This window comes from Anaerococcus sp. C0059F3 (assembly GCF_056590475.1).
This window is the reverse complement of sequence record NZ_JBWPWE010000001.1, coordinates 109790-133196: the sequence shown is the minus strand read 5'-3', so window position 1 is coordinate 133196 and position 23407 is coordinate 109790. Positions and strand designations below refer to the sequence as shown.

The window sequence follows — 23407 nt, the reverse complement described above, 5'->3', positions numbered from 1 at the left end:
ATTTTATCCTTTCACTGCACCTGATGACAATCCTCCAACTAGCTCATCTTGTAGGAACAAGAAGAGAAGCATAACAGGGATGGCTGATAAGAAGCCGCCTGCTGCAAAGGCCGGTTGGTTCATATTTCTAACGTCTGATATTAGTGTAAATAGGCCTGTTGCCAAGGTGTAATCTGCTGGATTTGTCAAGAGTATTTTTGGCATCATGTAATCAAGAAATGGTCCTATAAAGCATTGTAGAGCTATGATTGCTAGCATTGGTCTTGCAAGTGGCATGATTATTAGCCTATAAACTTGGAAGTTTGAACATCCGTCTATCCTTGCAGCCTCGTCAAGCTCTTGGGAAATAGAATCAAGGTAACCTTTTAAGATGAAGGTGTTACCTGCTATTGCCCCACCTGAGTAGATTAAAATTAGCATCATTGGACGAGAAAATACTGGAACTACACCCGAAACAATTGTGTGGATAGCGTAGTAGGCAGTGATTCCCGCAAAGGCTGGGATAATCTGAACTAGCATTATGGTTATAAGACTTGCTTTCTTGCCCTTAAATCTAAATCTTGAATAGGCATAACCTGTAAAAGATACAAAAATCAGGGTAAGGATTGTTGTTGCTGTTGCTATTTTTAGTGTATTTACTACCCATCTTAAGAACTGTGTTTTTTCAAACAAGTACTTAAAGTTATTTACTGAGAAGACAAAGTCTCCTGTCATTGATATATATTGGCCTTGGTTGCCGTTAAATGATGATACAACCATGATTACTAGGGGTACTAGGATAATTGCAGCCCATATAAATAAGATTAGGTAGGATATTGTCAAAGCTACCTTGCCTGCAGCTGTAAGTGGCTGAAGGTCTGATAGGTAGAGGTCTTTATTTTTCTTTTTCTTAAACATACTAATACTCCTTGAAGGCTGATGATTTCATGTAGCCGAAGAAGGAAATGATTATAAGTATTATTGAGATAAATACAGTAATCGCAGCTCCTATAGCCTGGTACTGACTGTTCATAGTCAAGTTGTAGATGTATGAAATCAAAATATCACTTGATCCCGCTAAGTTACCGTAGACTTGTGGGTTGAATGGGCCACCGCCGTTAAATAGGTAAATTATTGAGAAGTTGTTAAAGTTGAATGTGTATTGGTTGATTAGCATTGGAGATATTTGGAAAAGTACCAAAGGTATTGTTATTCTTAATGTCCTTTGGAAACCTGTTGCTCCGTCTATGCTTGCTGCTTCATATAAATCCTTTGGTATAGCTTGAAGTACACCAGTTGTAAGTAGGAATATATAAGAATGTCCCAACCAACCTTGAAGTAGCACTAGGGCAGCTCTGGTTTGAACTGTGTTGTTTTTAATATCTAAAGATGTGTTAAACAAGTTGTTTACAGCTTCTGTTATTACACCGCCACGGCTGGTCATTATTGAGAAGAACATGATTGTGATGAAGGCTGGTATTGCCCATGGCAATAGGTAAACAGTTCTAAAGAACTTTTTGCCTTTGATTCTCTCGTTGTTGACCATTAAGGCAAAGATGAAGCCCAATACAATTGCAAGTGTAGAAGCTAGTATTGTCCACATAATTGTCCAACCGAATATATGCCAGAAGGCCTTACCTGCTATACCTTGTCCTCTTGCTATGGATACATAGTTAGCAAGTCCTACCCACTCGAATTTGTTTTGGTGTTGTGGGTCCATATTTGTAAAGGAAATAAGGATGGCTGTTACTATTGGAACAATTACTATAAAGATGATTACCAACAGAGCTGGTGAGGTTATTAAGTATGGGAATCCATCAGTTCTTAGGTATTTTTTTGTTTCAAAGTATGAGTTTGGTCTTATGCCTTGAATTTCTCCCTTTTCTGTCCTATAGGCATCCAAGAATGATCCTATAAAGATTGCAAGGGCTATGCATACAAAGGCTAGGGCTAAGATGCCCTCTATCATAAAGATAATTGACCTATCAAGTCTTTTGCCGCCTTGGGCTAGGGAAATAAGACCTGCTATACCTTGTCCTTGGTAGTTTCCAAAGCCAAGGGCATATGGAATTGCTATTAAGAATATAAACAAGGCTCCTACTAAAAACATTAGGCCCTTTTGCCATTGGCCGTTTAATAGTTGGCCGACTCCTGGGATTGGGGCTGAGATTATGGATTTGAAAGGTCTTTCCTTTTCGACTTCGACAGGGGTCCTTCTTCTAGCATCTGATCTTTCTTCTTCCAGGATTTTTAAAGAATGTTTGAGGTCTTCTTTTAATTTATATTTGTAAGACTCAATCTCTTCTTTTATTGATCTTTCAGGGTTCCTATAGTCTATCTTTAAGTTTTGGTCTTTAAATTTTTGTTTTAGTTGTTCTTTTGTAGCCTTGTAGGCCTTTTTTGAAATTCTTTCTTCTTTGAAGGCTTCTTCTATTTCAGCTACGTCGTGTTCGTATTTTTCCTTTAAGACCTTTCTGTCAGCCTCAATGAACTTACTTTTTTCAGCAATGACTTCTGGAGTCAAGTTTTTTTGGCGTTCTTCAGCGTCTTTTAGGGAATCTTTTAAGAATTGGTCGTGGTCTAAGATTTTTGGTATCTCTGTGACATCTAGCTCATTAAGCCTATAATCAAGGAGACTTTCATAAGATAGGTCCTTGTTTTCCTCATAGAAGGCCTGCATCTTTTCTGCCACGAGTTTTTCTATATATAGGTCTTTTAGTTTACCATCTGCTGGAAGGTTTTTATCAGAATTCGCCTCGTTTTTTGCTTTTTCTAGAAGGGTTTTTTTCTGATCCTCGTATTCTTTTAACTTAATATTGTAGGGATGGTTTGCTTTAGTATATTTAGGGCTAGTACCGTTTTCCTTAGCTTCGATAAGATCAATTATATATTGATTTTTCCTAGGATAGGTCACTCCCCTCCTATCTATAAGGCTTTTTTCATAAGTCATTATAATTACCTTTCTTGTCTTGTTATTACTATTAGTAAGAAAATATTTAGAATAAGTCCTAGATAATAAAATACAGATCCTAGGCTAAAGGAAAAAAATAGGTTGACTATAGAAATAAGAGTCATTGCCCCGAAAAATAGCTTATAGGTTTTGTTGATTCCGTATTTTTTAATAGTAAAAAAGGTGTATAGAGATATAGTTATGGGATTTATTACCTTTATAAATAAAGAAAAAATGATTGAATTTAAAAAATCATCATAACTAAGTCCTGGTTTAATTTTAGAAATAGTTTCAAAAACACTTGGGTCCTTGGCTAACATCATTGCTTCTAGGCTGAAGTTTAGGATGATTGCTGCGGATATTAGAAGTATTTGTAGTAGAAATTTATTTCTTTGTTTTTCTTTTTCCATATTGTTTTAAATATAAGGGGCTAAGCTTAAAGCCTGCCCCTTAACATTTTTTTAATGGTTAAAGTTTGCCATCATTGAATCAAATGATGCTTTTAATTCTGCGTATGCTGCTTTTTCGTCAGCTGGTTTTACAGAGTTCCAAGAAAGTATTGCGTTTTTGTAGGTATCCCATACATCGCCCCACTCTTTGAATAGTGGTCTTGCTGGAGCTTCTTTGTAAGATTCGATTGTAGCTGCGATGATTTTCTTATCAGTTTCTGGAAGATCCATTCCTTGATATGTTTCAGCGCTTACGTTTTCAAGTACCTTACCTGTAGCTTTGTATAGGTCTGCTGCAAATTCTGGGTTTACAATTTCTTCAATCATTGCTTCTGCTATAGCAACTTTGTCAGCATCTTCTTCGATTCTAGCGTTCATTGCAAGTCCCCATCCACCTTGCCAGTGGGTTAGAGCTTTGCCTGCTAATGTTAATTGGCTAATTGGGAAGATTTCTAGGTTATCTTCGCCAGCTTGTTCAGATATAGGAGCTGCATCCCATGGTCCACCAAGTCTAGCTACACCGCCCTTGCCAGGTTTGAATGTATCATCGATATATCCCCAACCAGCATCAGCGTCAAATAATTGTGTTCCTGCTTCGTTGTGTTTTTTCCAGTAGTCGAATAGGGCTTTAACTGTTGCTTGTTTTTCTGGTTCAAGCTCATCCCATTCTTTTGTGAAGTCAGAGTAAAGTGTACCGTCTTCTTTTTTGCCTAAAAGTTCGATTCCTGAAGAGTTTGTTGCTGCAACACCGTACCAAGCATCAAAGATTGGTAGTAGAACTGTTGATTCATCAGCTACATCATTGATTTCAATTGGTTTAGAAAGGTCGATACCTTTTTCTTCAGCGTTAGCTTTGTTTACATAGGTAATTAGAGTTTCAATGTTGAATGGGAAAGCAAAATATTCGCCGTCAATGTTGAAGTTTCCGCCGATTCCCTTATCAAAATCATCCCAACCACCGATTTCACCAGCAAGTTTTTTAGAATCGATTGCAGCTAGTATATCGTTTCCGTGAAGACCGTAAAGTCTGTCTGCTGGGATTGCAAATAGGTCTGCAACGTCTTCGTTTGAAGCGTCTGTAGCATCGATTATATCTAGGTGATCGAATGCTCCCATTGTCTTAAATTCGATTTCTGCGTTAGGGAATTTTTCCTTAACTCTTTCTGCTGCTTTTTCGTAGTGTGGAAGCCATGCTTCTTCTACTTGCACGCTTAATTTTGCGCTTGCGTCCTTATTTGCTGCTTCTTTACCAGTATCAGCAGCTTCTTTTCCGCCATCTTTAGCTCCACCACATGCTGCCATAACAAAAGCAAGTGATAAAGCCATTATTGATTTTATTCCTTTTTTCATATTTCCTCCTAAAAATGATATGAAAGCGTTTATTACACCATCATTATATCTAATTATCAAAATTCTGTCAAACTTTTTCGGTATCGTTCTCTATTATGGAGTTGCAACGTTTTATCAAGTTGTGAGATAAGGTTGAAGCCACGCCATTTGCGAGCCTTTATCATTTCTTATTTTTTTTGCAAGAAAAAATTTTTTTCTTAAATATTTTATTTTTTTGAGCAAAAGGTACATTGTTTATATAAAAGTTTATAAAAAATATAAGGAGAATTACTATGTCATGTACAACCATACTTGTAGGTAAAAAAGCAAGTTTTGATGGATCAACCCTAGTTGCCAGAAATGAAGATTCTGGAAGTGGCCAATATAATGCAAAAAAATTCGTTTTTGTTAAAAAAGAAGACCAACCAAAGGTCTATAAATCAGTGATTTCAAAGGTGGAAATTCCTCTTCCAGAAAATCCTCTTTCCTATACAGCTATGCCAGAGGCTGTAGCTGGCCAAGGAATCTGGGCAGCTTGCGGTGTCAATGCTAAAAACGTCGCTATGACTGCAACTGAGACAATTACCTCAAATGAAAGAGTCCTCGGCGCAGACCCTCTTGTAGTCTACCAAAAATCTGTCGGCACAAAGGGAGAGGCTAATTATAAGGAAGAAATTCCTGGCGGAATTGGCGAAGAAGACATTGTTTCAATCGTCCTTCCCTATATAAGTTCAGCAAGGGAAGGCGTCCTCCGTCTGGGTTCCCTCCTAGAAGAATACGGCACTTACGAGAAAAACGGCATTGCCTTCCAAGATGAAAATGAAATTTGGTGGCTAGAAACTATTGGCGGCCACCACTGGATTGCAAGACGTGTCCCAGACGATTCCTATGTAATCATGCCAAACCAACTAGGCCTTGATTATTTTGACCTAGAAGACGCCCTAGGAAAGGGTGAGAATTTCTTATGTTCAGCTGACCTTAAGGACTTTATAGAAAAATACCACCTAGACCTATCCCTTGATGGTAGTTTAAATCCAAGAGATGCCTTTGGTAGCCATTCAGATGCAGACCATGTCTACAACACACCAAGGGCCTGGGTTTTACAAAGATATTTTAACCCAATGTCAAATACCTATGACGGCATAGATGCTGACCTAAGACCAGATGATGACGATATCCCATGGGCAAGTGTTCCTGAAAAGAAAATCACTGTAGAAGACATCAAATATGCCCTCTCCCACCATTTCCAAGGCACACCTTACGACCCATACAAAAAACATGGGGACACATCTCAGGCAGGTGCCTTCCGTCCAATCGGCATAAATAGGAATAATTTCCTAGGCTTAACACAAATTAGGTCCGATAAGCCAGATCCAATCAAGGCCATAGAATGGCTTGCCCTAGGCTCAAATACCTTTAACGCCATGGCTCCATTTTATGTAAACATCACCAACACTCCAGCTTATTTGAGAGATACTACAGGACGTGTCACTACAGAATCTTTCTACTGGATAAACCGCATAATTGCAGCCCTTGCCGACCCATATTTCGCAGATACTGCAAATTTAATCGAGCGTTACCAAGAAAAAGTAGGATCTTTTGCTTGGGAGATGATTTATAAGACAGATGAGAAAATTATAAGCGGAAATCTTTCAAGAGAAGATTCTCTAGAAATCCTTGAAGAAGCCAACGAGAAAATCGCAAAAATGCTCCAAAAAGAGACTGACGACCTTCTTGACCAAGTCCTTTTAGTGGCATCAAATAAGATGACAAACAGCTTTTCAAGGTCAGACGCATAAAAAATTCCCGAGCCGAGCTCGGGTTTTCCCTTGCAAAAATTTCACCAAATCTTATAATAATATAAAAAATAAAGGAGATTTTATGTCAAAAACTTTAGGACCAATCCACTATCTAATGTATGAAAAAATCAAGTTTCAAGATGAAATAACAGATTTTTTGATGGATGGGGATTTTTCTCAAATAAAATATGAACCTGTTTCAAAAAGACCCCTCGAGGAAATCTTAGACCAAGAAAATATCCACGGTTTTCTCCAAGAAAAGATAGATATAGTTGAAAGTCGCCTTGCCAAGGCACTTAGTCTTTGCAAAAACCCAAGCGAAAAACTTTTTAAACTTGGTCAAGAATGTGGCAAGGACAAAGATTTTTCAAACTTTGAGGAGATTTTTACCGACCTAAATAAGTATTTACTCGACGGTATGCCTTGTGATCAAGGACTTTCAGCCGTCCTTGACGGAGGAAGTTTATATTTAATTACCAATAATAACCTCCATGCAAAATACCAAGACGCCATCAACCTTGAAAATTCAAGAAATGCCTCTTGCGAGGGTGGTCACAGCCACGATCATCACGAGTCCTTTGAGCTTGGAAATGGCTCGGTAAATGACTTAAAAAACGAAGAATCCTCCTACCACAAATACAGGCTAGATTTTCTAAAAGGCTATTTTTCAGCAAGTCCTTATGAGGTTGAACTTGTAAATGGGATTAATTATAAAATAACAAAAAAATAAGACCCACAAGGGTCTTTAAAATCTCATAATCCCAAAAGCTCTCTCAAATAAAGAGAGCTTTTTTGATTGAAGTTTCCTATATAAATGGATTGTAAAACCTGCCCTTATTGATGAAAAATAAAGAAATTCCGATTCCGACCAAAGCTAGGGTGATAAATAAAATTACAAAGTCATTTTTACCAAAGGGTCTAGCCTTGTACCAAGTTCTAGTTTTATTTTTTCCAAAACGTCTTAATTCCATGGCTTGGGCTATGGCTTCAATCCTCTCTAGACTGTCAAAAATTAGGGGAATTACAATATTGCTACTCGCCTTAATTCTCTTTACAAGACCTGCCTTCTCGCTCATTTCTATCCCCCTAGCCTGGCTTGCCTGCCTAATATCAAAATAAGATTTTTGGATGTCTGGTATATACCTAAGGGCAAGGGCGACTGCGTAAGAGATTTTGTAAGATAGGCCAATCCTATTTAGGCTTGATGAAAATTCGGATGGATCTGTGGCAAAAATAAAAACTATAGCCAAGGGAATGGTTGAAAAATACTTAAGAGCGACGTTAAATTCGTAAAAAACTTGCTCCAAAGTCAGGGCGTACCTTCCAGTGCCAAAAATAAGTGTCCTTGACCCATAGAGTCCCACCCCATAGGCTGGCTCAAAAATATAAATTGCAAGGATATTGATTAGGGAAAAGACTGCGACAATTTTTATCAAAAATGCCACATCTTCCCAATGAATTTCTGCAATTTTCATTGCCAATAGCGATAGTGCCATAACGAGGATTAGAAATCTTGTGTCATAGCTAGTCATGACTATTACAGAAAGAAGGATAAAAGCAAGCAGTTTTGTTGTGCCAGAAAGTCCGTGAATAAATGTATCGTTCTTGATATATCCGAGGGTCTTATTCATCTCTTGCTCCTTTCATAACCAATAAAGGTCTCTATAAAGTCAAGGGCATCCATACTTTTAAGCCTCTGACCAAGTTTAAAAAGCGATGTCTCGGCAAGATTTGCCCTGTCAATTAATTCACTTTGACTAAAAAGCTCAGCTGGAGTAGTATCAGCTAGGATTTTCTTATCACCGATTACAAGCGCCCTATCTGTATATTCCTCAATTAGGTGCATATCATGGCTAATCATTAGGATGGTTAGGTCATATTCTTTGTTGATTTTCCTTATAAATTCCATCATTTTTGTATAGTGGTGGAAGTCTTGACCGGCTGTCGGCTCATCCATAATAATCACTTCTGGGTCCAAAACCAAAATCGAAGCTATAGTGACCCTTCGTCTTTGCCCGTAAGAAAGAGCGGAAATCGGCCACTTCCTAAAGGAATATAGGCCACAAATTTCAAGAGCATCGTGAACTTTCTTCTTGATTACATCTTCGGCCACTCCCCTCACCCTCAAACCAAAAGCGACTTCATCAAAAATCATAGTCTTTGAAATCATAGCGTTTGGATTTTGGAGGATGAAGCCAACCTTATCGGCAATTTCTTTTATGGATAGGTCTTTCGAATCCTTCCCTGCAAGGATTATTTTCCCAGAATCTGGTCTTAAGAACCCACACATAAGCTTGGCGAGTGTTGATTTTCCTGCTCCATTCGGACCTAAAATCGAAATTATTTCCCCCTTGTCAATCTCTAAGGAAAGATTTTCCAAAATATTTTCCCTCTCATAGGAGAAGGTTAGATTCTCTATTTTAATCACTTCTTCATTAGTTTTTTTGATTTCTTTGCCGACCTGCCCCTTGGCCCATCCTTCTATCTTGGCTAGGTCACTTGGGGATATTTCAACTTCATCAAAGTCTCCAAGCTTTTCGTATCCAGAAATATCTACGCCAGCGTATTTCATAGCGTCGATATAAAGAGGTCTTCTAATACCGATTTTCTCCAAAATATCTGACTTTAAAAGGTCAGTCGGACTCATATCCGCAAGAATTTTCCCACCGTCAACAGCAATTATCCTATCGGGATCAAGTAAAAGGGCCTCTTCAAACCTATGTTCAATTACAATAACTGTGTAACCAAGCTTATCAGCGAGCCTTTTTAATAACTCCATAGTCTTTCTGCCAGACTTTGGATCAAGATTTGCCAGAGGTTCATCAAGTAATAAAATCGGCACATCTGAAACCAAGACCCCAGCTATGGAGACCGATTGCTTTTGTCCCCCCGAAAGCTCTCCAGGTTTCATTTCTAAAAGCTTAGAAAGATTTAATTCTTTCGCCCACTTCTCAACGATTTTTTTCATCTCTTCCTGGTCTACATTGTCATTTTCTAGAGAGAAGGCAATGTCTTCGGCAACTGTAAGGCCTACGAATTGACCGTCTGTATCTTGAAGAACTGTGCCTACCGATAGGGATAGGTCAAAAATAGACGAATCAAGTAAATCTTTTCCATCAATTAGACAAGAGCCTGTTATATCCCCAGGAAAGGTGTTTGGAATCTGTCCATTTAGGCTTTTGGCAAGGGTGGACTTGCCAGAGCCAGATGGGCCCACAATTATTATTTTCTCGCCCTTTTTCACTTTTAAATCTATGTCAAAAAGCGAAGGTTCGACCTGGGACTTGTATTTAAAATTGTACTTGTCAAAAACTACCAGGTCCTGTCTATTTTCCATATATCCTAATCTCTTTTTAGTGAATTATCTGCTGTTCTTGTCTTAGCATAAGCTGCGATTAAAATTGTACCTAAGATACCAACTGCTACTGAATTTAAGCCTGCTGATACAAAACCTTGGGCAAAAACCTTGTTAGCTGGTTCTGAATAGATTAAAATATCCAAAACTGGTGCAATGATTCCCCAGCAAAGAACATTTACAATGATTTGGCCAACATTGAATTTAACCATGTCTTTTTTTGTAAAAGCGCCTTGAGAAATGTCAAGTTTAGATCCAACTAGACCGTAACCAAAGCCTGTGATGCCTGATGTTACAACCCATGACCACCATAGACCATAAGTTAGAAGGTCCTTAATAGCATGGCCAATAAGACCGATTAGGCCGCCTGCTACTGGTCCAAAAAGAACTGACATCAAAGCCAAGAATGGATAGGTTGTTTCAACTGATGTGTTTGGTATAAAGCCAACTGGTATAGATAAATACCTACCTAGGATAAAAAATACAGCAGCGCCAATACCGATAGCTACAATTGTAGTAATAGAATTATTCTTTTTCATTATTGCTCCTTTTTAATAAAAATACTCCAATCTGCCCCTGTACCGATTTGGTAGGTGGCAGAAAATGACGCTTGGTTAATTGCGATACCAAGATTGATTAACGAATTGATATAGGCTACGGTTTCACCCAAACCTACATCTGCAAAGGAATGGCCAAAGGTCATCTGATTTTCATATTTTTTGATTCCCTTATAATAGATAATGACCTTAATCATATCCCCTTGTTTGATACCAGCTTCGTTTAGCATATCGAGGCTAATATTTGTCCATAAAGATCCAAACCTAATATCTAAGATGTCAACAGTGCCTTCTATGACTCCATCAGTAATTTTTGCATCTTTTATGGTTTCATAGCAAAGCTCATCTAGACTAAGCGTATCTAGAAAATCATAATAAGAAGTATCACCGGCAAGTTTTGCCCCGTTGTAGGCATAGACATCTCTACCATGGAAGGTGTGAGAATTTTCGGAAAAAGGAAGTCTATCCTTTATCTCGTCTATAATCCTTGCAGACTCAAGGCCTATATATTTTGCCACATGGGAAATGGTGCCATTATCTGGTGTGACTATATAGTGACCTGACTTGGTTTTTACCACTATAGAATGGCGACTAGAGCCAACCCCTGGGTCAACTACTGATACAAAAACTGTGCCCTCTGGCCAATACTTGATAGTTTGTAAAAGCCTATAAGATGCTTCAAAAATATTGTAGGGCATAATTTCATGAGTCAAGTCGTCTATGGTTAAGTCTGGATTTACCATAAAACTTACTCCGTGCATAGCGGAAACTGCTCCGTCTCCTAAACCGAAATCTGATTGAAAAACTAATGTGTTCATATAAATTCCTTTCAAATTATTACTAGGATATTATATCAACATAATTCTATCAGTCAATTTCCACAAATAAATTTTAGGCACGAAAAAACACCCATCGCCCTGATGGATGTGAAAAAACTCCATCAGCCAAGCTTTAGCACCTTACAAAAAGTAGGTTGCTGAAGGATCACAGAGCTTGTCTCTCCCCTTCTCTTTATGGTAATCTTATTATACTGCTTTTGATGGAATTTGCTATTATTTATTAAGCTCTGATTACTTATCTTATTTTTAACAAAAATATATAAAAATCTGCTATAATTATTATGTTACTATCCCTATACTGGTAACAGAAAGGGGGCGTTTAAATGAGCATATTATATCCCTTCTTGATAGCTGTCATGGCAAATGTAATAAGCTATTACCTTTGCAAATGGCTAGACAGCTTATCAGATAAAGATAGTAACTAGCCTAAATAAAAAGACAGGAGTTAGTCGAGTTCTCCTGTCTTTTTTTGCGTTCAAAATGAACATATTTCCTTCTTGTAGTTTAATTATACGTCCTATAGCATAAAATTCAAGCTTCATTCCCTTTAATGGATTCAGCTTATTCCCCCAAATATTTAACAACAACAGCAGCCATAGCCTTGGCGCAGATTTTCATGGCATCTTCTCTTATGTCAAATTTTGGGTGGTGGTGTGGGTATGGAGCGTCTTCCTTTTTTGCACCTACATAGAAAAAGCAGGATGGCCTTTCCTTGGCATAATAAGAGAAATCTTCTGATGGTGGCTGAGGACCACAATCAATTATGTCAGTCACTTCCTTGATATTTGCTTCCTTAACAGCATTAACAACCAGCTGGGTCATTTCAGGGTCATTGTATAAAACTGGGTAATCATCAGTATATTCAATCTCAACTCCAACCTTAAAAGTCTCCCCAATTCCCCTGGCAATGGTCTTTATTTCGTCTTCAATTGTTTTTTTGGTCTCATCTGCCATGGCCCTGACGTCGCCTTCGACAGTTACAGAATCCTTGATTATATTAAAAGTTCCCTTGCCGTCAAAAGAACCGATAGTCACAACTCCCACCTCGTATGGAGAAAGTCTACGGCTTACGACAGTTTGAACAGCTGTCACAAAATGACTTGCGGCCACAATTGAGTCGTTTGATAAATGAGGCATTTATCCATGACCTCCCTTACCTTGAAATTTTATCTTAAACATGGCCCTGCCAGTTTGGGTGTTGCCCTTGTGGTATTGAATAGTTCCATAATCCATGGCGGACATGACGTGAATGCCAAAAACATTATCAACCCCGTCGAGGACGCCCGCCTCAATCATCCCCTTGGCACCTCCGGGTGGGACTTCTTCGGCGTGTTGGTGGATAAGCACGATTTTTCCAGAAAGTTTTTCTTTTTTCTCACGGAGGATATCTCCAAGGACCATTAAATAGGCTGTGTGGGCATCATGTCCGCAAGCGTGCATGACCCCTTCGTTTTTTGAAGCAAAACTAAGACCTGTTTCTTCCTTAATAGGAAGGGCATCAAAATCAGCCCTAAGGGCAATTGTCTTGCCAGATTTTCCTGTATCAATTATAACCCTAAGACCATTACCGCCCATGTGGCTTGTAATTTCCACATCCTTATCCTTATAAAAGTCTTCAACGAATTCAGCAGTTTCCACTTCCTCAAAAGAAAGCTCAGCATTTTGGTGGATCCTTCTACGAAAATCAACCATTTGAACAAAACGATCATCGATTTCCTTATAAATTTCACCTAAAATTTTATTCAAAAAAATCACCTCTTAATGTAATTTTACCCAAAATTTGAGGGAGGATATAAAAATTTAAAAAGGTATTCTTCTATTTTTTATTTTATTAGACGCCTTTACCATATTGATTATATAAGAGTGGCAATAGGCTTCTCCACTTAGTTTACCTCGAGCGGAGTCGAGAGGAAGCGAGGGGTAGGTTAAAATCCTTAATATTTCTCGAAGTTTTAATTGAAGATGTATATTGATTTTTATGAACATATATATAAAGAAAAAGGCGATGGTAGAACAGCCGTTACCATTCTAAATCATCACCTTTTATAAATTTATTTTTATTTTTCAAGTGTCATTGCGTTGATTTGATCGCAAGCTTGCCATACTGGTGTAATGACATCGAAGCCTTTAATCCTGTTTGAATATCCTGTGTGGAATACATTTGAATATAGTGGGATTTCTGGTAGATAGTCGTTGTACCATTTTTGGAATTCTTCCCATTTATCTAGGTAGCCTTCTTTGTCAGTTGGGTCTGTTTTTCTTAAGTTTGATGTTACTTCATCAGCCTTTGGATCATTAACCTTGCTTCTGTTAAATGGACCCTCTGATGAATAGTAGAACCATGGGTCAAATGGTGTTGAAAAGTCTGAAGCCATTGAAAATGCAGTATATTGTGCATCTTCTTTTGGGAAACTTAAATAATCCATTAGGGTTGAGAAGGAACCTGCTGTCACATTATATTCCATACCAGCTTGTTTAGCATTTGGAGGAAGTTGGTTGGATATTAGGGTTGTGATTGGAGATTGTTCTGCACCATATTGGTTAACAACAAGCTTATTGCCATTTTCGTCATACCTATAATAGTCAAAGCCTTCTTGGTTTTTGCTAAATTCATCGAGAGCTTTCGCCTTATCCCATGGGGTCTTGCCGTCTTTTTCAAACTTGTAAGGAGTTTTATCTAACAATTCGTTTGCCTTATCAATATTTAAAACCCAGTTTATAAGTTTTTCTTGTAGGTCACTTCCTCTTTCCTTATACATCCATTGGCTTTGGCCGTACATACCATTTGTCACAACTCCATAACCACCTAGGAAAGCTTGAACAAATTCATTCCTGTCCATTAGGCTTGCTATAGCTTGTCTTACTTCCTTGTATTGAGTGGCTCCTCTGTCTGTTAAAAAGATTATATTTCCATAACCATTTCTTTCATAAGAAGTTAACCCTATTTTGCCTGCTTCTTGAGCTTTTTTAAGTTGGTCAATTTTAGCTCCATCAGTTTCACCTTCCCAAATGTCGATGTCGCCATTTTCTAGGAGGTCTGGGCCTATATTTCTATTTACCAATTGAACTATGATGTGAGGGATACTTGCTTTTTGGCCCTTGAAGTTACCTTGGTAATTCTCATTAAGGTCAAGTTTTACCATGTTATTTTCAAATTTATTGAATTTATAAGGTCCGCAAGTAACAGCAGGATTGAACCTGTAATCGCTAGTTTCTTTTATCATGGCTTCTTCAATTAGAAGTCTTGTTGGATCAACATCACCGTTTTTTCTGGCCTCTAAATCTTTTTCTTTTTGATCTAATTCTTCCTTGGCTTTTTTGTAATCTTCGCTTTCCTTATCCTCACCTTCATTGTCTTTGTCAAAGTTTTCTTTTAGGAGGGCAATTTGATTATCTATAGATTTCTTGTAATTTTCCTTGTCTTGGTCAGTCACTTGGTAGCCATCTTTTACAACAAGTTTCTTACCATCTTTTGCTACAGCAAGGTTTTGACCAATATAGTGAAGAGGTGTAGGACCTGCATTTGATAGGGCTTGGGCTTCAAAATATGGTAGTTGTGAAGCATCGACTGTTATAGAGAAATTATAATCATCGATTTTTTCAAGACCTTCGAATGAATCTGAATCGCCCTTCTTGAAAGCATCGAATCCCTTAAGAGAATCGCCACCAACATTTAAAGAGCCTGTAAGAGTGTTAAAGTCCTTATCAGATTCTAGTAGGATGCCGAAAAGATAATCATCAGCTGTAATAGGCTCGCCGTCTGACCATTTCAAATCTTTTTTGATGGTATATTTAGTAGTCATAGACCCATCTTCATTCTTGATCACTTCAGGATCCTTTTCAAGAGCTGCTGTATTTGTTTGAAATTGGCCATATTCGTCAATTACATAGCAATTATAGCCATTATTTCCTTCGATACCCATAAACCTTCTAACATTTACATCATTGGCATCATTGTTGTAGCCTTGGATGAAGTCACCATTAATAGTACCAACACCCAAAACGATGGTATCATCAGCTGTTTGCTTTTCGAAATTATCAAGATTTTCTTCTTGACCATCGTTAGATCCACCAGCTTCATTGCTTTCTTCTTGTCCGCTTGTTTTACTTCCCGCATCGTTTGTAGAATCCGTATTAGAACCACAAGCCGAAATACTTAGGACCAAAGCCAAAGCCATTAGGGATGAATAAAGTTTTTTGTTCTTCATACTAACCTTCCTTTTCTTATGTATATTTTTTTAAAATATTTTCAACTCCACCCCTATTATTCATCCTGGTCAAAGATTTTTGTATATATATTAATTTCCTTTTTTAGTTTAGTAGATTTCTAGGTGCGGTAATATCAAGCTAAAGGACTTTGTGCTCCCAAGTTTTTCATTTCCTAAAGCGTTATTATTCACAAATTATACACAAATTATTCGCTTTATCATCATAAGGGCATAAAATCCAAAATCAAAAAAATCCAGCCACCTTTAGAATACGAAAAATACAAAATGGCCAGGGTCTTCTCCGCTTAGTTTACCTCGAGCAAGGTAGAGAAGAGAGGAAGCGAGAGTTCCATTTCTTACTATTTTTCTAAGTTTTAGATTACTTTATTTAATAAAACAATTTTAAAACTATTTAAAAACCATTAAAAATTAGCATCATATCTCATTTATTATGTATTATAAAATCTCAAGACTCCGTCAAAAAAATTGCACTGACGCACGTTTACAAGTAAATTTCAGTAGCTACTGTGAGAAAATCTTAATATCAATTAAAAGTCAGACTAGATTGCAATTTATAGGAGGCTTGTGATTTTAAAACTTCAAAAGAAAATCAACAATAAACGAAGAATCAGACCATACCAAAAAAAGCTTGCCGAAAAGGCAAGTTTCTGCTTTCGCCCTCCGCTTAAGGAGCAGGAGGGGTGAGGGAAATGGGGGGTTAAGGGGGAAAGCTGGAGGGGGCCTCTGCTGCCCCCTTAGCGTTCCCCCTTATTACGAAGATTCAATTGTTAAAAAATTAAACATTTATAAGATTAAATAAAATTTAAAATTAAATATCTAAGGAACGTAATCTTTTTAGAATAAATGCTCCTATTCGTCGCATCTATTCTAAAAAATTACATAAGGTTTTTCATAAATTTCTACTGCGGTGCTTTGCACCTTGAGAAATTTTGAAAACCGTAAAAACTTTGCCAACAAAGTTTTTACTACCATTAATCTTGGATAAAAAAACCAGGTTGATTTCTCAACCCAGTTTAATCTGTATTATGCTTTTGCTTCTTGCCTAGCTTCTTTAGAAGCTTTCTTAGATTTAGTAATGTTTCTAAAACACAACCTATCGTTTTGAACATAAATCCTAATAGTCATGTCCTTATCAAGCTTGTTATCAAGAATATCTTCAGCAAGCCTATCGTCTATCATCTTTGTGATGTGGCGTTCTAGTGGTCTTGCTCCATATTCGGAGTTGAAGCCTTCCTTGGCAAGGAGGTTTACAACCCTCTCGTCAAAGGCGATTTCTATGCCAATTTCATTTAGTCTAGCCCTTGTTTTTTCAAGCATTAAGCCAGTTATTTCCCTGATATTAGCTTGGCTTAGGGAATTGAACATGATTGTTCCATCTAGCCTGTTTAAAAATTCTGGCGCAAAAGAATCCTTGATAGCCTTTGTTATTATTTCCTTGTTGCGTTCGTTGTCGGCTTCTTCCTTGTCTTCCGCCAGGTCAAAACCAATTAATGTGGCCTTAGCAAGGCTTGATACACCAACATTTGAGGTCATAATTATAATTGTGTTTTTAAAATCAACTGTCCTACCCTGGCCATCTGTGAGCCTTCCGTCATCTAGAATTTGAAGAAGGAGGTTAAAGACGTCTGGGTGGGCCTTTTCGATTTCGTCAAAGAGGATTACGGAATATGGATTGGTCCTAACTGCCTCGGTGAGTTGGCCACCTTCTTCGTAGCCAACATAGCCTGGAGGAGATCCCACCAAACGGCTTACGGCAAATTTCTCCATATATTCACTCATATCCATCCTAATTAGCCTGTCTTCTGAGCCAAAAAGAGCTTCAGCAAGGCTTTTGGCAAGGTAAGTCTTACCCACACCTGTAGGTCCGACAAATATGAAAGAACCGATTGGTTTTTTAGGATCTTTAAGACCTACTCTTGCCCTTTTGATAGCACGAGCCACAGATTCTATTGCCTCGTCTTGACCAATAACTGTGCCCGCCAAATTTTTATCAAGGCTAGCATACTTGGCTTTTTCGTCTTCTGTGAGCCTTTCAACTGGAACTTTGGACCAAGAAGCGACAATATTTGCTATATCATCGTAGGAAATAGCTAGCTTGTAGGCCGCTTTTTCCTCTTCATTTTCCTCTTCCAGGTCAAACTTCTTTTGGTTTATTATATCGCGGAGCTTGGCGGCCTTTTCGAAATCTTGGTCAAGAACTGCCTGGTCCTTTTCCGCCTTTAATTTCTCCAATATATCCTCATTGGTATCTGTATTTTCTTCCTCATCGTCAAAGGCTAAAATCCTTAGCTTTGATGCCGCCTCATCGATTAGGTCGATGGCCTTGTCTGGTAAATACCTATCGGTGATATACCTATCAGATAGGTCAACAGCCGCATTTATGGCCTCGTCTGTGATTTCTACCTTGTGGTGGTCTTCGTACATAGGCTTCAGGCCCCTAATGATTTTTTTAGAATCCTCAAGGCTTGGCTCGTCGACTTGGACTTCCTGCATACGTCGAGCAAGGGCCGAGTCCTTTTCCACGTGTTTCCTGTATTCATCAATGGTTGTAGCCCCTATTACCTGAAGATCTCCCTTAGCCAAAATTGGCTTTAGGATATTGGCCGCATCCATTGATCCTTCGGCAGCCCCAGCACCTAGAACCATGTGAAACTCATCTATAAATAAAATCAAATCGTCACGATTAGCGGCTTCTTCGAATAATTTTTTAAGCCTATCTTCAAAGTCGCCCCTGTACTTGGTACCAGCAATCATTGAAGCAAGGTCCAGGCTTAAAATAGTTTTGTCCTTCATAATGCCTGGCAGATTGCCATTTACAAGTTCATATGCAAGGCCTTCTGCGATGGCAGTCTTTCCCACGCCTGGCTCTCCGATTAGGATTGGGTTATTTTTGGTCCTTCTCATTAGGATTTGGATTATCCTCTTGATTTCCTCATCCCTACCTATTACCGGGTCGATTTTTCCCGCCTTGGCCATGTCATTTAGGTTTGTGCAGAAATTTGTGATATTTTCACTGAATTTAGAAGGTGCCTTACCTTCTGATTTTTCTGCCCTAACCATGCTTAGGAGTTGCTTTTTGATTGTTTCCTTGTCCACTCCTGAGAGTAAAAACATGATATTTGTGAAGGAATCTTCATCGTTTATAATTGCCAAAAGGACGTCTTCTTCACTTGTGGCAAGGGCACGTCTGTTATTGGCGTAAAATCTCGCAGTTTCTAAAATTTTCCTTACTTTTTTGCTATATTCAGTCGCAGGCCTTACAGCTGTGCCCCTGCCAATATTGTTAATGACAATGGACCTTAAAAGCTCGTAATTAGCACCTGCCGCCTCTAGGGCCTTAGTCGCCCCTGACCCTGTTTTCATGAGGGCAAGGAGGAGGTGTTCAGTCCCTATATAGTCGTGGTTTAGACTATAGGACTCACGCCTGGCTTGTTGGGTTAGTCTATTTAATCTATTATTTTCCATGGCTTTCCCCCATTTCTTTCATCAAATATTCGTACCTTGCGGCATCGAAATTTTCCTTATACTTATGCGAAGAAAGATTTTTGATCATCTTATTTAATTCATCTTCTGATAATTTTATATTAAAGCCCAAAAGTTGGTATTTTTTAAGCCTATAAAGGCCCTTCATCATCTTATCAAGGCTCTTAACAAGTCCTGTTTCAAGACTTTTTTCTATCAAATCAATCTCTTCTTCTACTTCTCTATCATCTATATTATTTAAAATCCTATAATCTCTCCTAAACCTTCTCTCGTTTTTGACAAGAGTTTCTAGGTCTTTTTCTATCTTTTTAAGATAGGATTCAGGCTTATCCCTGTAGTTTCCATAATTTTTTAGCAAATATAGGTCATCTGCATAAGACTTTAAGCCTTGTGGAACAAATTTCTGTGGGTATAGGCCTGCATAAACCATAGCCTGCTCAAAGCCTGCGTAGGTTTTTGGATTATCAATCAAACCAAAAAGGAATAATTTCATCCAAATTTCGAGGCCTGTTCCCGCATTTCTTGCCCCGCTTGTCAGATAACCGTATTCGCTAGAAAAGGCAAAATCAAAATGGCTATCGAGAACTTTTTCAATTTCAACTGCCTTTTTGTAAGCCCCAGTTAAATCCAAATCAAAGTTTGAAATATTTATGGAAATGTGGTCCCTATCGTTGATTACAAGGGTAGTATCCCCCTCAAAAATAAGGCCAACCTGGGCAAGTTTACTAGTCACATCAGGACTTAGGACCATTTCTGAAATGAGTCTATCAATGGTTTCGTCGTCCAAATCGGTAAGTAAAACCAGCCTATCACCAAAAACGTTCCTTACCATATCCATTATGAAAAGGGACTCATCATAGGTCATAGTTGTTGGAAAATCATAACCCTTGATGTTTCTCCTTAAAGATAGGTTGGTAGAGATTAGGATGTCTTTTGCAAAATCTCTCAATTTTTCACCTGCATATTTAATTTATCAATTTTTTCCTTAAGATCGGCTGCCAGCTCATAATCCTCTGTTTGAACAGATTCGTTGAGCCTCTTTGATAATTCCTTGATCTCATCAGCCACTTCTTTAAACTTTCTTTCTGCCCTTGGGTAGGCACCCTTGTAGTCGCTAAAATTGTTGTAGGTCTTTAAAACCTTGTCTGTAAGGGCCTTGTCTAGGTTATAGCAATGGGCACAACCAAAGACCCCATTTCTAATATTTGACTCCAAATTCCCACAATATGGGCAGGATTTTTCATCTACATTTAAGATATAGGACAATTCTTTGTTGGCCTGGTTGTATTTATATTCATAAAACCCATCTATGACTTCTTCAAGGCTTGGGATGAACTTTTGCAAAAGCCCTTCCAAATCCTTGGGATTAAAGGAAATATTTTCCGAACTTATATTTCTTGGATCTGCGTCTTCTGGGATATTCGAATATTTTTTCATGCAATCTGAGCAAAGGTGGATATTGTGGCTATTGCCATTAAAAATCACCTTTAGGCTCACACTGGCATCCTTGCCGCATTTATCACATTTCATATTAACTCCTTGCCAAAATACTCAAAAGAAGGCTTCTGACAATCGAGGCCCTGACTGTGTTTCTACCCTTTGCCTCAATGTCTGCTAGGGTCTTATCACTTGTCGCATACCTTGCCATCAAGTACTCGTTTTTGTCAAAATATTCCCTCTCGTAAAGGTCTCTAAAAAGATTATTGGCGTTTGATTCGCTCATTTCCTTGGCTAAATTCCTAAGTAAATAGGAAATATAGTCGTCTTCTTCGACAATGCTTATTATTTTTATAAAGCCATTGCCCCCACGCTTGCTCTCGATTAGGTAGCCATTATAAGGGGTAAACCTGGTTGAAAGCACGTAATTTATCTGGCTTGGCGAACAATCAAACTGACTCGCCAGCTCATTTCTCCCAATTTCCAAAGCGCCGTCCACGCTATCTTCGAGCATGAGCTTTAGAAATCTTTCTATTTGATTAGTTAAACCTGCCATAATCTCCTGTCTTTCTCTATTTATAGGTCAAATCTTACTGACTATCTCTGACCATTGCCTGTAAAATAAAGGAAGCCTCGCTTCCTAAATGAATTATACTAGTTTGGTAGGAATTTACAATAAAAAATTATTTTATAAACAAAAGCGCCCCGAGAATCGGCTAGGGCACTTAAGTTCAAATAATTCTTCTTATTAATCCCTACGGTTCCTGTCCCCAAACAAGAGGAAAAGCCTCAATAATTGAAGGGCTGTCGCAAGGGTTGCTGCCACATAAGTGAGGGCAGCTGATCTTAGCATATCCTTTGCTCCTGGGATTTCACTTTCATCAAGGATACGAGTCCTTTCAAGGGCCACAATTGCACGTCTTGACGCATCAAACTCCACAGGTAGGGTTATGATTTGGAATAAAAGTGTAAGGGAAAATAGGGCCAAGCCTATGGTTATTAGCTTTTGTTGGGATAAAAATACCCCTGCCAAAAGAATTGGGAAAGATAATCTCGACCCAAAATTAACTGCAGGCACCATATAGGATTTGACTTTTAGAGGTATATAGCCTTCCTTAAATTGGATAACGTGGCCAATTTCATGGAGGGCCACAGCCAAAGATGCTATTGACGAATCATGGAAAGAAGTGTCAGATAAGGCAACTTCCTTATTCATAGGATTGAAATAATCTGACAAGGACCCAGGAATTCTCTTAATAGAAATATCCCTGTAATTATTGTAATTAAGGACCATCTGGGCCGCTTCCGCCCCAGTCATCCCGCGTTTTGACCTAATTTTACTATACTTATTAAATTTTGAAGTGATATTAGCCTGGGCAAGCATTGAAATTACAAGGCCAATCAAGACTAAAAAGTAAGTTCTATCAAAATAAAATCCATATGGATACATAATATTCCTCTTTTCTATTTTCAAAAAATTGGTATTAAATCTATTATATTCAAATTTTGTTAAAAGTCAAAGAAGGTCAAAGTTCTTTTCACTAGTGAGTCTATTTATCCGAGATAAAATATCTTTTTTTGTTAATCCGAGATTAACCGTATCACAATAATAATCTAGGTCATTTACATTACCCCTCCGTAAAAAGGGGAGGCCCAAGGGACCTTCCGCAGGGTCCCTCACTCGCCTCCCCTTAAACCCCTCTCGGCTACACCCCCGAGCGGCTCCTTATGCGGAGGGCGAAATCAGAAGCTTGCCTTATCGGCAAGCTTTTTTTAGTAGAGAGAACGTCCTTGTTTTAGTTGGTGTATTTACCCAGAGATTTCTAATATTCAAGCCCCTAAAAACTGATAACTCGGCTTCGCCTCAAACAATCAGTTTTCTTAACGGGGCTTTCTATTAGAAATCTTTGCCCGATAAAGAAGATATTTTATCTCGAAGTTCTAGAACTTGCGAGGCTCGTTTGGCTTCCGCCAAACATTGCTAGATGACTTTTACTTAGACGAAGAGTTTAAAATTTAAGACCAAGTATTTTAAGATCCCAAGCATCCGTTAAGAAAATTGCACTGACAGCTCTTTACAATAAAGAATACAATAACTACTGTGAACTGATTTTCAAATGTAATACACAAGTCAGACTAGATTGCAATTTTTAGGAGGCTTGGAATTTTAAAAGAGTTAGGATATTAATATACTAAAACAAGGGCTCCTACATATCAACAAGTTTGCCGATAGGCAAACACAATATCCCCCGTGAGGGGTCGCCCGGAGGGGGTAACGGAAGGGGTTTTAAAGGGGACCCGATGGGGGAACGTGCGAAACGTTCCCCTGGGGTCCCCTTTTTACGGAGAGGTCATGTAAATGACCTAGATTATTTAAATGATACAGTTAATCTCGGATTAACGAAAAAAAAGATAATTTATCTCGGATAAAAAAATCTTATTTTATTTGCAAAACCATCTTCACATGTTCAATTCCATCGAGCAAAAAGACCTCTGAGTCTTCCACGAAGCCCACCTTTTCATAAAGTTTTTTGGCGTAGGTTTGGGCTTCTATGATAATTTTTCTGGTCTGGTATTTTTCCTTTGCTGCCTTTATAGCTTCTTTTAGGATAAGGGTGGCGTGGCCCTTTCTTCTTTCTTTTGCGATGACTCTTCCTAGGTGAACTTGTCCTTCTTCTTCGTAGACCCTGGCGTAAGCTAAGATTTGACCTTGGTTTTCCAAATAAATATGGATAGCATCATAATCTTTTCCGTCTATTTCCGGGTAGGGACAGGCTTGTTCTACCACAAAAACATCGACCCTGAGTCTTAAGATCTCATAGAGTTCACGCTTTGTTAAGTCATCAAAAGTTTTAATTATACTCTGCATTATTATCCCCATCTAAATTCCATAAATTTGTAAATATCATTTATCCTGTTAATCTCATATCCTAAAACAATTATAACAGATTGTGTTGAGAATAAAACCTGTTTTTACCCGATTATCATTAAATATCTAAAT

19 protein-coding genes and 1 riboswitch are annotated in these 23407 nt (G+C 38.2%); of the genes, 2 read left to right on the top strand and 17 right to left on the bottom strand.

What is annotated here, in order from left to right; genetic code table 11:
• Positions 1–3 precede the first annotated feature (3 nt).
• The 4 genes from AC1EJ5_RS00565 to AC1EJ5_RS00550 are packed head-to-tail and all read right to left on the bottom strand — an operon-like array spanning position 4 to position 4728.
• Positions 4–897, bottom strand: coding sequence for a sugar ABC transporter permease (locus tag AC1EJ5_RS00565; RefSeq protein WP_223418172.1), 894 nt, complete (start codon positions 895–897; stop codon positions 4–6).
• A gap of 1 nt (position 898) precedes the next feature.
• On the bottom strand, positions 899–2929 hold the full coding sequence (locus tag AC1EJ5_RS00560; RefSeq protein WP_308749238.1) for a carbohydrate ABC transporter permease: 2031 nt from the start codon (positions 2927–2929) through the stop codon (positions 899–901).
• Positions 2930–2934: 5 nt separating this feature from the next.
• Positions 2935–3339 carry a hypothetical protein gene (locus tag AC1EJ5_RS00555; protein WP_223418177.1) on the bottom strand — a complete coding sequence of 135 codons (405 nt, stop codon included), beginning with the start codon at positions 3337–3339 and terminating at the stop codon, positions 2935–2937.
• 51 nt (positions 3340–3390) lie between these two features.
• On the bottom strand, positions 3391–4728 hold the full coding sequence (locus tag AC1EJ5_RS00550) for a sugar ABC transporter substrate-binding protein (protein WP_308749239.1): 1338 nt from the start codon (positions 4726–4728) through the stop codon (positions 3391–3393).
• A gap of 272 nt (positions 4729–5000) precedes the next feature.
• On the opposite strand from AC1EJ5_RS00550, the gene AC1EJ5_RS00545 reads away from it, so the two are divergent.
• Together AC1EJ5_RS00545 and AC1EJ5_RS00540 are read left to right on the top strand one after the other, a co-directional pair.
• Entirely contained in the window at positions 5001–6506 is a 1506-nt protein-coding gene (locus AC1EJ5_RS00545) for a C69 family dipeptidase (protein ID WP_479813889.1), read from the top strand.
• A gap of 82 nt (positions 6507–6588) precedes the next feature.
• A complete protein-coding gene (locus tag AC1EJ5_RS00540; RefSeq protein ID WP_311487157.1) occupies positions 6589–7236 on the top strand; it encodes a hypothetical protein in 648 nt (215 codons plus the stop codon).
• 76 nt (positions 7237–7312) lie between these two features.
• Here the strand turns inward: AC1EJ5_RS00540 and AC1EJ5_RS00535 are convergent, their stop codons facing one another.
• The 13 genes from AC1EJ5_RS00535 to AC1EJ5_RS00475 form a co-directional block, all read right to left on the bottom strand.
• Positions 7313–8137 carry an energy-coupling factor transporter transmembrane component T family protein gene (locus AC1EJ5_RS00535; RefSeq protein WP_479813887.1) on the bottom strand — a complete coding sequence of 275 codons (825 nt, stop codon included), beginning with the start codon at positions 8135–8137 and terminating at the stop codon, positions 7313–7315.
• Complete coding sequence (locus AC1EJ5_RS00530; RefSeq protein WP_308749242.1) at positions 8134–9843, bottom strand: ABC transporter ATP-binding protein; 1710 nt, start codon at positions 9841–9843, stop codon at positions 8134–8136. The genes AC1EJ5_RS00535 and AC1EJ5_RS00530 overlap by 4 nt, the downstream gene beginning before the upstream one ends.
• A 5-nt stretch (positions 9844–9848) precedes the next feature.
• Positions 9849–10400: an ECF-type riboflavin transporter substrate-binding protein gene (locus AC1EJ5_RS00525; RefSeq protein WP_223418184.1), complete on the bottom strand. Its 552-nt coding sequence runs from the start codon at positions 10398–10400 to the stop codon at positions 9849–9851.
• A complete protein-coding gene (locus AC1EJ5_RS00520) occupies positions 10400–11236 on the bottom strand; it encodes an SAM hydrolase/SAM-dependent halogenase family protein (protein ID WP_223418186.1) in 837 nt (278 codons plus the stop codon). The genes AC1EJ5_RS00525 and AC1EJ5_RS00520 overlap by 1 nt, the downstream gene beginning before the upstream one ends.
• Positions 11237–11324: 88 nt before the next feature.
• Positions 11325–11438: riboswitch (SAM riboswitch) on the bottom strand.
• 380 nt (positions 11439–11818) lie between these two features.
• Positions 11819–12394, bottom strand: coding sequence for a M20/M25/M40 family metallo-hydrolase (locus AC1EJ5_RS00515; RefSeq protein WP_479813884.1), 576 nt, complete (start codon positions 12392–12394; stop codon positions 11819–11821).
• Positions 12395–13003: an amidohydrolase gene (locus AC1EJ5_RS00510; RefSeq protein ID WP_479813882.1), complete on the bottom strand. Its 609-nt coding sequence runs from the start codon at positions 13001–13003 to the stop codon at positions 12395–12397. It abuts the gene before it with no gap.
• 311 nt (positions 13004–13314) lie between these two features.
• Positions 13315–15465 (bottom strand): ABC transporter substrate-binding protein, encoded by a 2151-nt coding sequence (locus AC1EJ5_RS00505; RefSeq protein WP_479813880.1) that lies wholly within the window; start codon positions 15463–15465, stop codon positions 13315–13317.
• Positions 15466–16509: 1044 nt separating this feature from the next.
• Complete coding sequence (locus AC1EJ5_RS00500; RefSeq protein WP_479813878.1) at positions 16510–18951, bottom strand: ATP-dependent Clp protease ATP-binding subunit; 2442 nt, start codon at positions 18949–18951, stop codon at positions 16510–16512.
• Positions 18941–19918 carry an ATP--guanido phosphotransferase gene (locus AC1EJ5_RS00495; protein ID WP_479813876.1) on the bottom strand — a complete coding sequence of 326 codons (978 nt, stop codon included), beginning with the start codon at positions 19916–19918 and terminating at the stop codon, positions 18941–18943. Before AC1EJ5_RS00495 ends, AC1EJ5_RS00500 begins: the two co-directional genes overlap by 11 nt.
• Positions 19915–20499, bottom strand: coding sequence for a UvrB/UvrC motif-containing protein (locus tag AC1EJ5_RS00490; protein ID WP_348937365.1), 585 nt, complete (start codon positions 20497–20499; stop codon positions 19915–19917). The genes AC1EJ5_RS00495 and AC1EJ5_RS00490 overlap by 4 nt, the downstream gene beginning before the upstream one ends.
• 1 nt (position 20500) lies before the next feature.
• Positions 20501–20962, bottom strand: a complete 462-nt coding sequence (locus AC1EJ5_RS00485; RefSeq protein ID WP_209772552.1) for a CtsR family transcriptional regulator — start codon at positions 20960–20962, stop codon at positions 20501–20503.
• 192 nt (positions 20963–21154) lie between these two features.
• Complete coding sequence (locus AC1EJ5_RS00480) at positions 21155–21856, bottom strand: zinc metallopeptidase (RefSeq protein ID WP_479813874.1); 702 nt, start codon at positions 21854–21856, stop codon at positions 21155–21157.
• 987 nt (positions 21857–22843) lie between these two features.
• Entirely contained in the window at positions 22844–23275 is a 432-nt protein-coding gene (locus AC1EJ5_RS00475) for a GNAT family N-acetyltransferase (protein ID WP_223418197.1), read from the bottom strand.
• Between the last annotated feature and the right edge of the window lie 132 nt (positions 23276–23407).